14 protein-coding genes are annotated in these 15,381 nt (G+C 70.0%); 4 read left to right on the top strand and 10 right to left on the bottom strand.

Translation table 11 applies throughout. The annotated features are described in order from the left end of the window. Nucleotides 1-21 precede the first annotated feature (21 nt). From cpaB to murJ, 7 genes are all read right to left on the bottom strand, one after another. The gene (gene cpaB, locus JUB13_RS13720; protein WP_207479779.1) at nt 22-897 is read right to left on the bottom strand and encodes a Flp pilus assembly protein CpaB; all 876 of its coding nucleotides are present in this window, start codon (nt 895-897) and stop codon (nt 22-24) included. Nucleotides 898-904: 7 nt separating this feature from the next. Then, nucleotides 905-1,402: an A24 family peptidase gene (locus tag JUB13_RS13715; RefSeq protein WP_207479777.1), complete on the bottom strand. Its 498-nt coding sequence runs from the start codon at nt 1,400-1,402 to the stop codon at nt 905-907. Nucleotides 1,403-1,513: 111 nt separating this feature from the next. Further along, complete coding sequence (locus tag JUB13_RS13710; RefSeq protein WP_207479776.1) at nt 1,514-1,744, bottom strand: Flp family type IVb pilin; 231 nt, start codon at nt 1,742-1,744, stop codon at nt 1,514-1,516. Between the two features lie 198 nt (nt 1,745-1,942). After that, a complete protein-coding gene (locus tag JUB13_RS13705) occupies nt 1,943-2,506 on the bottom strand; it encodes a TadE/TadG family type IV pilus assembly protein (RefSeq protein WP_207479774.1) in 564 nt (187 codons plus the stop codon). Beyond that, complete coding sequence (locus JUB13_RS13700; protein ID WP_207479772.1) at nt 2,460-3,002, bottom strand: TadE/TadG family type IV pilus assembly protein; 543 nt, start codon at nt 3,000-3,002, stop codon at nt 2,460-2,462. Before JUB13_RS13700 ends, JUB13_RS13705 begins: the two co-directional genes overlap by 47 nt. Next, complete coding sequence (locus JUB13_RS13695) at nt 2,999-4,453, bottom strand: TadE/TadG family type IV pilus assembly protein (protein ID WP_207479770.1); 1,455 nt, start codon at nt 4,451-4,453, stop codon at nt 2,999-3,001. Before JUB13_RS13695 ends, JUB13_RS13700 begins: the two co-directional genes overlap by 4 nt. Nucleotides 4,454-4,568: 115 nt before the next feature. Then, nucleotides 4,569-6,107 carry a murein biosynthesis integral membrane protein MurJ gene (murJ, locus tag JUB13_RS13690; protein WP_207479768.1) on the bottom strand — a complete coding sequence of 513 codons (1,539 nt, stop codon included), beginning with the start codon at nt 6,105-6,107 and terminating at the stop codon, nt 4,569-4,571. Nucleotides 6,108-6,330: 223 nt separating this feature from the next. On the opposite strand from murJ, the gene JUB13_RS13685 reads away from it, so the two are divergent. The 4 genes from JUB13_RS13685 to JUB13_RS13670 all read left to right on the top strand — a co-directional run bounded on the left by JUB13_RS13685 (nt 6,331) and on the right by JUB13_RS13670 (nt 11,513). Next, a complete protein-coding gene (locus tag JUB13_RS13685; RefSeq protein WP_207479766.1) occupies nt 6,331-7,173 on the top strand; it encodes a sulfurtransferase in 843 nt (280 codons plus the stop codon). 44 nt (nt 7,174-7,217) lie between these two features. Further along, nucleotides 7,218-8,069, top strand: coding sequence for a penicillin-insensitive murein endopeptidase (mepA, locus tag JUB13_RS13680; RefSeq protein ID WP_207479764.1), 852 nt, complete (start codon nt 7,218-7,220; stop codon nt 8,067-8,069). A 181-nt stretch (nt 8,070-8,250) separates the two neighbouring features. Further along, complete coding sequence (fusA, locus tag JUB13_RS13675) at nt 8,251-10,395, top strand: elongation factor G (RefSeq protein WP_207479763.1); 2,145 nt, start codon at nt 8,251-8,253, stop codon at nt 10,393-10,395. Between the two features lie 176 nt (nt 10,396-10,571). Further along, complete coding sequence (locus JUB13_RS13670) at nt 10,572-11,513, top strand: NAD-dependent epimerase/dehydratase family protein (protein WP_207479761.1); 942 nt, start codon at nt 10,572-10,574, stop codon at nt 11,511-11,513. Between the two features lie 34 nt (nt 11,514-11,547). On the opposite strand, the gene JUB13_RS13665 is transcribed toward JUB13_RS13670, so the two are convergent. From JUB13_RS13665 to JUB13_RS13655, 3 genes are read right to left on the bottom strand one after another with little or no spacing between them, the layout of a single operon-like run. Beyond that, nucleotides 11,548-13,839 carry a xanthine dehydrogenase family protein molybdopterin-binding subunit gene (locus JUB13_RS13665; protein WP_207479759.1) on the bottom strand — a complete coding sequence of 764 codons (2,292 nt, stop codon included), beginning with the start codon at nt 13,837-13,839 and terminating at the stop codon, nt 11,548-11,550. Further along, a complete protein-coding gene (locus JUB13_RS13660) occupies nt 13,836-14,828 on the bottom strand; it encodes an FAD binding domain-containing protein (protein ID WP_207479757.1) in 993 nt (330 codons plus the stop codon). Before JUB13_RS13660 ends, JUB13_RS13665 begins: the two co-directional genes overlap by 4 nt. After that, nucleotides 14,825-15,367 (bottom strand): (2Fe-2S)-binding protein, encoded by a 543-nt coding sequence (locus JUB13_RS13655; protein WP_207479755.1) that lies wholly within the window; start codon nt 15,365-15,367, stop codon nt 14,825-14,827. Before JUB13_RS13655 ends, JUB13_RS13660 begins: the two co-directional genes overlap by 4 nt. Between the last annotated feature and the right edge of the window lie 14 nt (nt 15,368-15,381).

Here is a 15,381-nt window from a genome sequence, read left to right as displayed (position 1 = left end):
CCTTGCCCCATGCGGGGGCTTTCAGAACTGGACCTCGGACGCCTGCGCGCCGCGGAGGATCGTGACGGCCGGCCGGCGGGGAGGCTCGGCCTCGCCGGCGGGCGCAGCGGGCGGCCCCGCGACCAGGAGTGGCCCGTACAGGTCGCGCTCGATGATCGGGACCGGCCCGTTCGGCGGAGCGACCGGCGCGCCTTCGGTGCCGGTTTCCGCGCCGAGGCCCCGCAGGCTCAGGGACAGGTTCCCGACGGCAAGGGCCAGGGACACCGTCTCGGCCATCCTGGCCGTGACCTCGAGCGTCGCCGTGCGTCCGACGGTCGGGTCGCCGCCCTGGGCGGCAAGGCGCTGGTCGATGGCCAGGACGCGCACGCTTTCGAGGACGGTCGCCGCGAACTGCGGCCCCTGCCCGTCGCTACTGGTCATGCGGCCGGTCAGGACCAGGTCCACGCGATCCCCGGGGAAGACGAAGCCGGCATTGCCCGAGGTCGCCGTGATCGGGACGGTGACCGCCCGCATCTCGGGGCCCAGGACCGCCGCCAGGAAGCCGCGGTCGCCGGGCTTCACGAAGCGCGCCTCCGAGACGGGCTCGCCGGCATAGACGGGGGTGCGGGCGACGGCGCCGACGAAATCCGCCTCCGAGCGCTTGCCCTGGACCGCGTAGGCGGCGGTGACCGCATCCGTCGGCCAAGCCTGCCAGCGGAGCTGCTCGGCCCGGACGAACTGGCCGGGCTTCAGGTCCTGCCTTGCAACGAGGACCATAACGGTCTGCGCCTCGACGCGCGCCGGCTGGCGGACGGCGGCGATGGCGGCGCGCTGCTGCTCGGCAAGCCAGTCGCGGGCCAGCATGGCGGTTCCGGCCGCGACGCCCGCCGCAGCCAGCACGAGGACGAGGTTCCGCATGGCGGCCTCACCCGGGCAGGCGCGGCGCCAGGGCCGCGAAGGCGCCGGCGGCGATGGCTACGCCGTAGGGGAGATCGCGCGCGATCAGGCCGTCATGCAGCCGGCTGACGCCGACGGACAGCGCGACCCGGGCGAGCGGGAAACGGTACGGTCCGGCGAAGAGCACCGAGAGGGCGCCGCCCGCCAGTGCGGTCACGACCAGGAAGGCCGCCGTGTCGGCCGCACCGATCCAGAGCACCGCCGCGGCGGCGAGCTTCACGTCGCCGGCTCCCATCTTGCCCCAGGCGAAAAGCCCGAAACCCGCGGCCAGAACGGCCAGCGCGGCGACGGGCGCGCCCCAGGACGGAGCGCCGGCACCGAGAGCGAGATGGAAGGGGTAGAGAGCCACGATGCCCGCGACCAGGCGGTTCGGGATCGTGTAGGAGGTGAGATCGGAAAGCGCCGCGCCGGCCAGAAGGCCGAGGCACAGCAGCATCGGCGCGTGTCCGATGAGATCGGTCGTCATGGGTGCGTCCCTCCAAACGGGGGGCTGGTTCGCGAGGACCACCCTCAGGGGCGTGACGGGCCGGCCGTGGCCGGCCCGTCTTCGGCAGGCGGGGGCGAGCGCCCTGGGTTATTAGCCGCCGGTGCCGCCGGTGCCGCCGGTGCCACCCGTCCCACCGGTCCCGGCGCCAGACGACGCCCCTGTCAGCTTGGTTGAGACCGTGCCGAAGATGCCGCTGAGGCTGGTGCCCATGGTCTGCATCGCAAGAATTGCAGCAACCGAGATGAGGGCCGCGATCAGGCCGTATTCGATGGCGGTTGCGCCGGACTCGTCGGCGACGAAGGACTTCATCTTGGCGATCATGCTCTTCTCCATTTGTACCGGTCGGCGCTATTTCTTCTGCGCCTGCACCTTCAACCTAGAACTACCTCCTCAGAGAGTCTGTAAAGACGTTGTTGTGACAAAAATAGGCTTTGGCGAAAATTGATTCTAATCGGCGCGCCGCGGGCCGCTTCCGGGCAGTGGCCGCCGGCAGTGGCACATCCTCCGGCGGCGGCGGCGCTACTGGATGAAGTCGACCGTCCCGAAACGCGGCCTGTAGACCGCAGAATGCGACACCGTCGTGGTCCCGAGCACGCCCATCAGCGGCTCGAACCGGGCCACGACACGCGCGCTCACGAGCATGTCCTCGTCGGGAGCGGGCCTGGGCACCTGGTAGGTCGGCGCCTGGGCGGGTGACCAGCTCGCCTTCCAGGCGAGTTCCGGCGCGCCGTCCTGCTGGTCGACGAGTCCCGACACCTCGGCCGAGACGGTGGACAGGATGTCGAAGGGGGCCATCTCGACCGGAAGCGTCCGGAAGACCGCGTCCATCTCGGACCGGGAGACCGCCTCGTCGCGCGAGCCGAGATCCGCCAGATAATTGGCGGCATGGTAGACGCGCTGGTGGAAAAGCACGTAGCGCGCCAGGTCCACCGCGCCGGCGATCAGCCCGGCGAGCACGACGGCCGAGATCGCGAACTCGGCGGTCGCCGAGCCCGTGCCTTCCCGGGCGAAGCGCGCCAGGAGCCCGTTGCGGTGCTCAGAACGGCTCGTTCTCGACCGCGACCTGAACTCTCGTGATTTCATGATTTGCGATCCGCTGCATGACCGGCGTCAGGAAGCCCCATTCGTAGGTGACCTCGTAGACCACTAGGTTCCGGCCCTTCCCCGGGCCGGGCACGCTCAGGTCGGCGTCCCACACGCCGTTCCGGTTCTCGTCGTTGAAGGCTTCGCCGGCGTCGAAGGCGCCATTGCCGTTCCCGTCGGTGAAATCCTCGCTGCGGGCGTAGTCCTGCACGCGCGAGTAGGAGCGCATGGCGACCTCGATCTTCTCGCGCGGGATCAGGCCGAAGGTGCCGGCGACCACGGTGTCGGTGATCACGGTGGTGCGGTCGCCCTGGTTCTCGGCGCCGGTGCTGCCGAACCGCGAGGCATCCATTACGGCGTATTCGATCGCGGCGTTCAGGAAGAGCGAGACGCCGAACTCGATCGCTGCCGCGATCAGCGTCACCAGGGGCGGCAGGACCGAGGCGAACTCGACGGCCGTAACGCCATCCCTGCGCTTCAGGAATGCGCGGATCATCGGACGATCCTCAGATTGCTCATGATCTGCCCGACACGCCGGAAGGCCTGGGCGAGGCCGAGGCGGTCCGGCGCATGGAAATAGAAGGACGGCGTGGTCGCGCAGGCCCGGTAGAGCTCCTGCGTGTCATGATCCGGCACGTCGCCGAAGGTGATCGTGTAGATCTGGATCCCCTGCTGCTTCGCTGCGCCGCAGGTGCGCAGCATCCGGCGGTCGATCTCACGCCGGGCGGCATCGAGATTGCTGTAGCCGAAATCCTCGAGCCGCCCGTAGGCCGTGTAATCGGAGCCGCGCGGCCCCACCCCCTTGTTGGGGCCATGGTCGGTCCAGTCGAAGAACTGGTTCGTCCCGTCGGTCAGCAGGACGATCACCTTGTCCATCTGCGGCGTATGGTAGGCCAGCGGCATGGTCGCGGGCGTGCTGCCACCCCAGAGCCCCTGCCATCGCGGCGAGATCGTGCGCCAGCCCCAGGACAGGCCGAGATTGCCCGTCGTCCCGCCGCGATGCCAGGGCTGCATCTCGTCGATGGCCGCGATCAGCCGTGCCTTCTCGTTGGTGAGCGGCGTGATCGCCGGACCGCAGCCGAGATTGGGCCCGCGCCCGTTGTTCTGCGCGCTGTTGCGCTCGTCGATGCTGGGCCAGGCATTGTCGACGGCCGAGGCGTAATAGTAGCTCGTGAAGAGGCCGGACGAGGGCGGCGCGTCCGTCTCGTCGAGGCCGTTCTTGCGCGCCTCGACGCAGCCCTTCCAGCGCGAGGTCCCCCAGGCCGAGGCGGTGAACGCCCGGTCGCCGGGCTTCAGCCAGCCCGTCCGGGCCGGCCCGATGTTCACCGAGGCGACATAGGGGACGACGCTGACCCAGAGATGGTCCAGGGTGGCATTGCTGCCGTAGAGCACGTCGACGAGTTCGCGGGCGGAGGCCTTCATGGCGTCCATCTTCCCGTCGGAGCGCATGGAGCCCGTGTTGTCCATCACCAGCGCGATCTCGGCCCCGCGGGTCGAGCGCTGCACGGTGCTCTCGGCGCCGATGGTCAGATTGTCGTAGCCGAAGACCGACATGATCCGGGTCGGCATCTCGACGGTCGCGGCGACCGTCACCGTCTCCTCCATCAGGTCGGGGACGGCGTTGAACGCCGCGACCCGGGTGCCCAGGAAGCCCTCGGGATAGTTCTCGGCGAAGAGCCGGGATGCCTCGGTCTCCGCGGACCCGGTGGTCATGACCTGCGCGGCCGCCAGCCCCGCGGCGTCCACAGACTTCAGCAGGCGCGCCTTGACGGCATAGGCGCTGCCGAGATCGACCGCGAGGCCGAGGGCGGCCAGCACGGGGACGATCGCGAGCGCGGTGACGCTGGCGGCGCTTCCATCCTCGGCCCGCAGCAGCGCCTTGAGCGTGCGCAAGGCGCCGGCGCGGTCGCTGCTGGGGCTGGATGCGGTCCGGGTCGGTCGGTTCATGGTTCCTCTCCGCGCCACGGGGATGCGGGTCGAGGAAACGCTATGCCCGGAGGGACCGGTGATCAGTTCCCGCTTTGTAAAGGAATGTCTATAATTTTATGCGAATGAGCCGGACTCAGCGGCGGCGCCGCAGCCCGGCGATCTCCTGGCGCGAGACGAGGCCGAGCCCGAAGGCGAGCCCGCCATAGGACAACGCGCCGGTTGCCAGCAGGACCGAGAGCGAGACCAGACCCTGGAGGTCGCCGCGGGCCCCGAAGGGCGCGAGGAGGCGGTCGGCCACGACCAGGGCGACGGCCGTCCCCGCCGCCGCCGCCAGCATGCGAGGCAGGCGCCGGCGCAACCGCGCGTCGAGCACGAGATGCCCGCGGCGGTGCAGGACGAAGGCCAGCAGGCCGCAATTGACCCAGGCCCCGACCGAGGTGCCGAGGGCGAGCCCCACCGGGCCGAGCGGGCCCATCAGGGCGATCTTCAGCAGCAGGTTCACCGCGACGGCCGCCACCGCGACCTTCACGGGGGTCGCCGTGTCCTGGCGGGCGTAGAAGCCGGACACCAGCGACTTCAGCAGCACGAAGGCGGGAAGGCCCAGCGCATAGGCCCGCAGCACCGCGGCCGTCGCCTCGGCATCGGCCGCGGTGAAGGCGCCGCGGCGGAAGAGGCCGTCGATCAGGGGGAAGGAGACCGCCAGGAATCCCGCCAGCGCGGGTAGCGTCAGGACCAGCGTGTACTCGATCGCACGGTTCTGGCTGTCGGCTGCCCCCGCGGCGTCCCCGGACTTGAGCTGGCGGGAGAGCTGCGGCAGCAGCACGGTCCCGACGGCGACGCCGATCACGCCGAGGGGGAGCTGGTTCAGCCGGTCCGCATAGTAGAGGTAGGAGACCGCGCCCGTGGGCAGCCAGGATGCGATCAGCGTGTCGAAGAACAGGCTGATCTGGGTGACGCCCGCGCCAAGCGCCGCCGGCCCGAGCACCGCCAAGAAGCGGCGCACCTCGGGCGTCACCCGTGGCATCCGAAGCCGCGGGGCCATGCCGGCCCGCCCGGCATCCCAGGCGAGATACAGGAACTGCACGACGCCCGCGGCCAGCACGCCCCAGGCCAGGGCGTGGCCCGCATCGGGCACGAAGGGACGCAGCCCGACGAGGCCCAGGATCAGGCACAGGTTCAGCAGGATCGGCGCCGCGGCGGCGGCGGCGAAGCGGCCCAGCGCGTTCATCATGGCGCCGAGCTGCGACATCAGGGTGATGAACAGCAGGTACGGAAAGGTGATGGAGGTCAGCACGACCGCAAGCTGGAACTTCTCCGGCTCGTCCACGAAGCCCGGCGCGAAGACCCGCATGAACCAAGGCATGATCGCCAGCATCACCGTCAGCAGGACGAGCTGGATCACCACCATCAGCGCCATCAGCCGCTCGGCGAAGAGACGCGCGGCCTCGCGCCCGTCCTGGACCAGGATCCCCGAGAACAGCGGCACGAAGGCCGCGTTGAAGGCGCCCTCGGCGAAGAGCGCGCGGAAATGGTTCGGCAGCCGGAAGGCCACGAAGAAAGCGTCGGCGACGGGGCCGGCGCCCAGCAGGGCCGCCGTCAGCACGTCCCTGGCGAAACCGAGCACGCGGCTGAGCATGGTCAGCCCGCCGACGGAGGCGATCTGGCGAAGCAACGGAACCCTCGGAAAGAAGGATCCCGCCGGGGGCCGGCGGGTGCGGGCGCTATCCAGAGCCGAGACGCCCGCGCCGGGCAAGAGGCAATTGGCGGCCGGCTCCCCCGCGATGGCGCTTGAAGCCCGTCGCCGCTTCGGACCAATCTGCGGGCCGCCGCAGCACGATCCGTCCAGGCAACCCGTTCAGGCACCCCGCCCGGGCAACCCGTCAGAAGGAGCCGCCATGACCTCCGTTTCCGCCCTTCCCTGGCCCGGCCCCCTCGCCGCCGCCGCCTGGCTGCAGGGTCATCTCGGCACGCCCGGCCTCGTCATCCTGGACGTCCGCCCCATCGAGCGGTACCGGCTCGGCCACGTACCGGGTGCGCTGCACTCGGACTATGCCGGCTGGCGCGCGACCTCCGAGGGCGCGCCAGGCATGCTGCCGGACCCCGGCGCCCTCGCCTCCATGATCGGCGCGCTGGGCATCGGCAACGACGCGCTGGTCGTCCTGGTGCCCGAGGGCCAGAATGCCGGCGACTTTGGGAACGCGGCGCGGATCTATTGGACCTTCAAGGTCCTCGGCCATGACCGCGTCTCGATCCTGGAGGGTGGCCATGCCGGCTGGACCTCCGGCCCCGCCGCCCGGCCGGTCCAGGCGGGCGACGCGCCGGCGCCGGCGCCGGCGCGCTTCTCCGTGACCCTGCGCCCCGAGCTGCGCGCGACGGCCGCCGAGGTCGAGGCCGCGGTCGCCCGCGGCGACACGCGCCTCGTGGACGCGCGGGGCGATGCGCAGTTCCTCGGCGAGGCGAAGAGCCCGGCCGCCCGCGCCGCCGGGACGCTGCCGGGCGCCGTGCAGCTCGACGCCGAGCGCCTGTTCGCCGAGAACGCCTTCCGCGTCGAGCCCGGCGACGTGACCGAGCAGCCCGGCGGGATCATCACCTTCTGCAATACCGGCCATTCCGCCGCCGTCACCTGGTTCGCGCTCAGCGAGGTGTCCGGGCGCAAGGACGTCCGCCTCTACGACGGCTCCATGTCCCACTGGACCCAGGACCCGGCGCGCCCCGCCGTTCCGGGAAGGAAGGGTTAACCAGGTTTCCGGCAGGATCACCGGATCCCGGCGGAGGACGATCGATGAAGGCATGGACGGTGGGCGCCACGGCGCTGGCGGCGCTCCTGACGGCGGGCATGGCAGCGGGCACGCTTGCAGGCACGGGGACACTGCCCCAGAGCTGGCAGACGGTCCGCACACCATCCGCCGGGCCGGTGCGCGTGATCGGCACGCCCGCGAACGGATGCATCGCGGGGGCGCAGTCCCTTCCGCCCGAGGGCGAGGGATACCAGGCCATCCGCCTCTCGCGCTCGCGCCATTACGGGCATCCGACGACCGTCGACTACATCCGCAGCCTTGCAGCCCGCGCGAAGGCGCGGAACCTGGGAACCCTGCAGATCGGGGATATCGGGCAGGCTCGGGGCGGACCCATGCCCTGGGGGCATGCCAGCCATCAGAACGGGCTCGACGTCGATGTCTGGTTCGAGCTGGACGTGCCTCCCCTGCCCCGCGAGGCGCGCGAGGGGCTGGAGCTCGCCTCCATGGTCGACGGCGCGACCAAGCGCGTCGACCCGACCCGGTGGACCGAGGCTCAGGCCGAGCTGGTCCGGCTTGCTGCCAGGGACCCGCGCGTGAACAGGATCTTCGTGAGCCCGGCCATCAAGCTCGCCCTGTGCGAGCGGCACGACCTTGACCGCGAATGGCTGCGGCTGGTCCGGCCGTGGTTCGGCCACGAGGCCCATTTCCACGTGCGCCTCAACTGCCCCGCCGGGCAACCGGAATGCAGGGACCAGGAGCCGCCACCGGCCGGCGACGGATGCGGCAGCGAGCTGATGTCCTGGTTCGAGCCGCCGCCCCCCGCCGCGGCGACGCCGAAGCCCCCCAGGCGGCCCGAACCTCCGGCCGCCTGCGCGGCCGTTCTCGAAGCCCCTTGATTTCGCGCCCGCGGTGGCTACTTATTCGCGCACGAAAGGTCGGGAAGGCTCAGCCCTGCAAGGGCGCCATTAACCGTACTTTCATCAGACGGAAGTTGACTGCGCGCGGGACGGCAGGCATAAGGCTGCGCCCACGCCCAATCTTTTTTGTCGCCAGCGGCATTCACACTCGGAGCCTTGCATGCCCCGCACCACTCCGCTTTCCGACGTTCGGAACATCGGCATCATCGCCCACGTCGACGCGGGTAAGACCACCACGACGGAGCGGATCCTGTACTACACGGGCCGCAAGCACACGATCGTGGACGTCCACGACACGAAGGACCTGAAGTCGTCGACCACGACCGACTACATGGAGCAGGAGCAGAAGCGCGGGATCACGATCCAGTCCGCCGCTGTCTCCGCCACGTGGAACGGCAAGAAGATCAACGTGATCGACACCCCGGGTCACGTCGACTTCACGATCGAGGTGAACCGGTCGCTGCGCGTGCTCGACGGTGCGGTCGTGGTGTTCGACGGCGTGGCCGGCGTGGAGCCGCAGTCCGAGACGAACTGGCGCCTTGCGGACAACTACAAAGTTCCGCGCCTCTGCTACGTCAACAAGATGGACCGCAGCGGCGCGAACTTCCTGCGCTGCTTCAACATGATCAAGACGCGCCTGAACTCGCGTCCGGTCGCCATCCAGCTCCCGATCGGCTCGGAAGACAACTTCCGCGGCATGGTCGACCTCGTCGAGATGAAGGCCTATGTCTGGTTCTCGGACGAGAAGGACTCCAAGTGGGAGATCTGGGACGCCAACGGCGACGAGATCATCTCCAAGCTGAAGATCGACGTCCATGAGGACATCGAGATCCTGAAGGCCATCCCGACCTATCGCCAGGAGCTGGTCGAGACCTGCCTGGAGATGGACGAGGCGGCCATGGAGGCCTACCTCGACACCGGCGCCGAGCCCGATGCCGACACGCTGCGCGAGTGCCTGCGCCGCGGCACCGTGAAGGCCGTGTTCAATCCGGTCCTGTGCGGCTCCTCGTACAAGAACAAGGGCGTGCAGCAGCTCCTGGACGCCGTCGTCTGGTACCTGCCGGCCCCGACCGAGGTCGAGGACATCGCCGTCGTCGACCAGGACGGCAACCCCGTCGGCACCCGCAAGAGCTCGGACGACGAGCCCTTCGCGGCGCTCGCCTTCAAGGTCATCAACGACGTCTACGGCACGCTGACCTTCTGCCGCGTCTATTCCGGCGTGGTGACGAAGGGCGCGTCGCTGCTGAACTCCACGCGCGGCAAGCGCGAGAAGGTCGGCCGCATCGTCGAGATGTTCGCCAAGGAAGCCAACCCGCTGGAAGAGGCCCGCGCGGGCGACATCGTCGCCTTCGTGAACCTGTCGGAGACCGACACCGGCGACACGCTGTGCGATCCGACCAAGCCCGTGATCCTCGAGCGCATGCGCTTCCCCGAGCCCGTGATCAGCGTCTCCGTCGAGCCCAAGAACAAGAGCGACCAGGAGAAGTTCTCGATCGCGCTCGGCAAGATGGTCCGCGCGGACCCGTCGCTGCGCCTCGAGACCGATCGCGAGACCGGCCAGACCATCCTGCGCGGCATGGGCGAGCTTCACCTCGAGGTGACGCTGGACCGCATGCGCACGGAGTTCGGCGTCGAGGGCAACATGGGCCGCCCGCAGGTGGCCTATCGCGAGACCTTCACGAACCAGATCGAGTACACCTACACGCACAAGAAGCAGACGGGTGGCTCGGGACAGTACGCCGAGGTCAAGATCATCTTCGAGCCGCGCGAGCGCGGCGAGGGCTTCGAGTTCAAGGACGAGATCGTCGGCGGCTCCGTGCCGCGCGAGTACATCCCGTCCGTGGGCAAGGGCCTCGAGATGCAGAAGGAGGAGGGTGTCCTCGCCGGCTATCCGACGGTGGACTTCCGCGCCCGCCTGATCGACGGCAAGTACCACGAGGTGGACTCGAACGCGCTGACCTTCGAGATCGCCGCCCGTGCCTGCTTCCGCGAGGCCATCCGCAAGGCCGGCCCGGTCCTGCTCGAGCCCGTGATGAAGGTCGAGGTGGTCGCCCCCGAGGATTATCTCGGCGACATCATCGGCGACCTGAACCGCCGCCGCGGCACGATCCTGGGCCAGCTCGAGCGTGGCACCAACATCGCCATCGAGGCCCATGTGCCGCTGTCGGAGATGTTCGGCTACATCGGCCACCTGCGTGGCATGACCTCGGGCCGCGGCTCCTACAGCATGGAGTTCTCGCACTACGATCCGGTTCCCCGGAACGTGGCGGACGAGATCGTGGCTGCCGCCGGCAAGGCCGCCTGACACGCCTGAGCGTCGAGACCAAGGCCGCCCCGGGAGACCGGGGCGGCCTTTTGTCTTTCAGGACGCCGTAACATGGGCGGGTTTCCACGAAAGAGTGGATTGCCGCCCTGCCCGTCCGGCGGAAGGATCCTGACCCAGGCGCCCACGTATCGGCGCCCGGAATTTGGGAGAGCGGCTTGCGCACTTGGCTCGTGACCGGAGGCTGCGGCTTCATCGGCTCGCATCTCGTCGATTTCCTCCTCGCCCGCGGCGACGCGGTGCGCGTGCTCGACGACCTGTCGACGGGACGGCGCGAGAACCTGGATCCCCGCGCCGAGCTGCTGGTCGGCGACGTGGCCGACGCGCAGCTCGTCGCGCGCGCCATGGAAGGGGTCGACGGCTGCTTCCACCTGGCCGCGGTCGCATCGGTGCAGCGCGGCAACGAGGATTGGCTGGGCACCCACCGGACCAATCTGACCGGCACCATCGCCGTGCTCGACACCGCCAGGGCGCGCGGCGACGGGCGCGCCCGGCCGGTCGTCTACGCCTCCTCCGCGGCGGTCCTGGGCGACAATCCCGCCGTTCCGCTGTCCGAGACCGCCGAGACCCGGCCGCTCTCGGCCTACGGCGCCGACAAGCTCGGCTGCGAGCAGCACGCCCGGGTGGCCTGGACAGTGCACGGCGTGCCCTCGGTCGGCTTCCGCTTCTTCAACGTCTATGGTCCCGGCCAGGACCCGAAATCGCCCTATTCCGGCGTGATCGCCATCTTCGCGGACCGCGCCGCCACGGGCCAGCCGCTGCGCATCGACGGCGACGGCGGGCAGACCCGCGACTTCGTCTATGTCGGCGACGTGGTGCGGCACCTCGCAGCGGGGATGGATTCCTGCAGCAGCGGGGCCGCGGTCTACAATGTCTGCACGGGGCGCCCGACCACGATCCTGGAGCTCGCCCAGGTGATCCGGCGCCTTGCCGGATCCGGCGCGCCGCTGGTGCATGCGGAGGCCCGTGCCGGGGACATCCGCATCTCCTACGGGGATCCCGCGCGCGCGACGGCGGCTTTCGGCATCCGCGCCGAGACCCGCATCGAGGAGGGGCTGCGCCTGACGCTCGCCAGCCTGCCGCAGCCAGCGGGCGCCTGACGGCGCCCGCGCAGCCGGACCGGGCGCGCCCCGCTCAGGCGGCTGAGCGCCTGGAGAGACCGGCCAGCACCTTGTCGAGCGTGATCGGCAGCTCGCGCACGCGTACGCCCGTCGCGTGGAACACCGCATTCGCGATCGCCGCCGGCACGCCCACGATGCCGATCTCGCCGACCCCCTTGGCGCCCAGGGGGTTCACGACCTCGTCGTGCTCGTCGACGAAGATCACGTCGATGGATCCGATGTCGGCGTTCACCGGCACGTGGTACTCGGCGAGGTCATGGTTCATGTAGCGGCCGAGGCCGTGATCCATGAAGGTCTCCTCCTCCAGCGCCATGCCGATGCCCATCACCACGCCGCCCATGACCTGGCTTCCGGCGGTCTTGGGATTGATGATCCGGCCGGCCGCGACAGCGCTGACGATCCGGCTGACCTGCACCGTTCCGAGATCCTCGTCCACGCGCACCTCGGCGAAGACCGCCGAATGGGTCGCCAGCGTGTGCTGAGCGCGCTTGACGTAGTAGGGGACGGAGCGCGCTTCCTCCTCGATCGCGAGGACGCCGCCGGAGCGCATGACCTCGGCGATCGGCACGCGCCGCGCGGGGTCGGCGGCCAGCGCCACATGGCCGTCCGTCAGCACCATGTCCGCGGGCTTCGCTTTGCCCAGGGGCGCGCCCTCCATTTTCGCGGCAAGCTTGTAAAGGCGGCCCCGCACGCGCTCGCAGGCCGCGAGGACCGCAGAGCCGACCGAGGAAACCGTCCAGGACCCGCCCTCGATGGGCGCCATGGGCAGCGCGGAATCCCCGAGCTTGAAGGTCACGTTGCCGATAGGCAGGCCGAGCGTGCCGGCCGCGATCTGCGACATCACGGTGTAGGTGCCGGTTCCGATGTCGGCGGTCGCGCTGGCGACCACCAGATGACCGTCGATGCCGAGCGTCGCCCTGGCGTCGGCCTGGCCCTGCATGGCGTCCCACACGCCCGAGGCGACGCCCCAGCCGATGAGTTGCCGCCCTTCGCGCATGGAGCGCGGTTGCGGGTTGCGCCGCGACCAGCCGAAGCGCTCCGCCCCCTGCGCGAAGCACGCCCGCAGCTCCTTGCTGGAGAAGGGCTTGTCCTGGTTCGGGTCGCGGTCGGTGTAGTTGCGGAGGCGCAGCTCGACCGGGTCCATCCGCAGGGCATGGGCAAGCTCGTCCATGGCCATCTCGATGGCCGGAACGCCGGTGGCCGCGCCCGGCGCGCGCATGTCCAGTGGCGTGAAGACGTCCAGCCGGGCGAGCTTGTAGTCCAGCCGGACGTTGTCGCACCTGTACTGCTGGCCCGACCAGTTCACCACGATCTCGACGTAATTCTCGAACTGCGAGCTCTCCTGCACGGCCTCGTGGATCATGGCCTGCAGCGTGCCGTCGGGCGCGGCGCCCAGTGCCACCCGCTGGATCGTCGGCGGCCGGTGGCCGAAGGTGAACATCTGCGGCCGCGACAGCTCGACACGGACCGACCGCTTGAGCTGCAGCGCCGCCATCACCGCCATGAAGAGCTGGTGCTGCGGGCGCAGGCCCGAGCCGAAGGCGCCGCCGACGAAGGGCGAGATCACGCGCACGGCGGATTTCGACAGGCCGAATACGCTGCAGACCCAGCTATGGCTGTTCGGCGCGCCCTGCGTCTTGTCGTGCACGGTGAGCGTGCCGTCGTCGTTGTAGACGACCGTCGAGCCGTGCATCTCCATGGGGTTGTGGTGCTCGGTCGGTTGGACATACTCGACGTCGACCTTCACGGCGGCCTCGGCCAGGGCCCGGTCCGGGTCGCCGCGCGGCTTCGGCGGCGGCTCGAAGCCCCCCTTCTCCTTGCCGGGGGTGAAGGCCTCGTGCCGGCGGGCGGCCAGATCGGTCTCGTGCGGTTCGGCCTCGTACTCGACCTGCACGAGCCGCGCACCCTCGCGCGCCGCCTCGAAGGTCTCGGCGACCACCAGGGCCACCGGCTGCATCGCATGCACGATCCGGTCGTCGTAGAGAGGCCGGAAAGGCGATCCCGAGGGCGCGTCCTCGTCCTTCCACTTGCGGTCGAACCAGGCGACGTGCGGCCGGTTCTCGTGGGTGAAGACATGCAGGACACCGGGGCGGCGCAGCGCCGCCGCGGTGTCGATCCGGGTGATGCGCCCCTTGGTGATGGTGCTGGACACGATATAGCCGTGGACCAGGCCGGGCACGTTGAACTCGGCCGCGTATCTGGCCTGGCCCGTCACCTTGAGCGGGCCGTCGACCCGGCTGAGCGGCTTTCCGATCCCGGGGCCGGGCTCGCGCAGGACGTCGGGAATGGCGGGCTTGGCGATCATGGGGTCTCCGATGCGGCGGCGTCCTGCAGCGCGCGCAGGATGGCGCGCCGGGCGAGGTCGATCTTGAAGTCGTTGTGGCCGAAGCCGCGCGCATCGCGCAGCACGGCCTCGGCCGCGACGGCGAAGCTGCCGGCATCCGCGGGCCGCCCGACCAGCGCCTCCTCGGCGGCCTGGTCGCGCCAGGGCTTGTGGGCGACGCCTCCCAGCGCCAGGCGCGCCGCCGTGACCTTGCCGTCCTCGATCTCCAGGGCCGCCGCAACCGAGACGAGGGCAAAGGCGTAGGACTGGCGGTCCCGCACCTTGAGATAGGTCGAATGCGCGGCGAAGCCCCGGGCAGGAAGGTCGATCGCGGTGACGATCTCGTCGGGGGCGAGGTTGGTGTCGATCTGCGGCGCGTCGCCCGGCAGGCGATGGAACGCCTCGAAGGGGATCGTGCGCTCGCCGCGCGGCCCGGTCACCCGGATCTCGGCCGCGAGCGCCGCCAGCGCTACGCACATGTCCGAGGGATGCGTCGCGATGCAGTGCTCGCTTGCGCCCAGGATCGCGTGGATACGGTTCACCCCCCCAATGGCACCGCAGCCGGACCCGGGCTCGCGTTTGTTGCAGGGCGTTCCGGTGTCGTAGAAGTAGTAGCAGCGCGTGCGCTGGAGGAGGTTGCCGCCATTGGTGGCCATGTTGCGGAGCTGCGCAGATGCCCCCGCGAGGATCGCCCGGGACAGCATGGGATAGCGGCTGCGGACCCGCTCGTCATGGGCCGTGTCGGCATTAGTGACCAGCGCGCCCAAGCGCAGCCCGCCCTCGGCCGTCTCCTCGATCCGGTTCAGCGGCAGGCGCGTGATGTCGACCAGGCGCGTCGGGCGCATCACGTCGGCCTTCATGAGGTCGAGCAGGTTCGTCCCGCCGGCGACGACCTTCGTCTCGCCATGACCGACCACGCCCTTGAGCGCGTCGGCAACGCTCTCGGCCCGGCTGTAGCTGAAGGCCCTCATGCCGGGTCCTCCTTCGCCTGGGCCGGGGCCGTCCCGCCCAGCACGCCCTCGATGGCCGCGATGATGTTGGGATAGGCGCCGCAGCGGCAGATGTTGCCGCTCATGAGGTCGCGGATCTCCTCTCGGGTCCTGGCCTGGCCCTCCGAGATCAGGCCGACCGCCGAACAGATCTGCCCGGGCGTACAGTAGCCGCACTGGTACGCATCGTGATCGACGAAGGCCTGCTGCATGGGATGCAGGACATCGCCCGTGGCAAGACCCTCGATCGTCGTGACCTCGCACCCGTCCTTCATGACGGCGAGGGTCAGGCAGGAGTTGATCCGCCGCCCGTCCACCAGCACCGTGCAGGCCCCGCACTGGCCGTGATCGCAGCCCTTCTTGGTGCCCGGGAGGTCGAGGGTATTGCGCAGCAGGTCCAGCAGCGTGGTCCAGGCCGCGACCTCCATCCGCTTCTCGACACCGTTCACGACGAGCGAGATGGGAATGCGGTCGGGCACGGCGGGCGCTGTGTCCCGCAGCTCTGCAAGGCGCTGGTCCATGGGGAAGGCTCCGG

Origin of the sequence: Arenibaculum pallidiluteum (assembly GCF_017355985.1) — a bacterium.
In the GTDB taxonomy this organism is placed as follows: Bacteria; Pseudomonadota; Alphaproteobacteria; order Azospirillales; family Azospirillaceae; genus Arenibaculum; species Arenibaculum pallidiluteum.
This window is presented reverse-complemented; position numbering and strand designations above follow the sequence as displayed.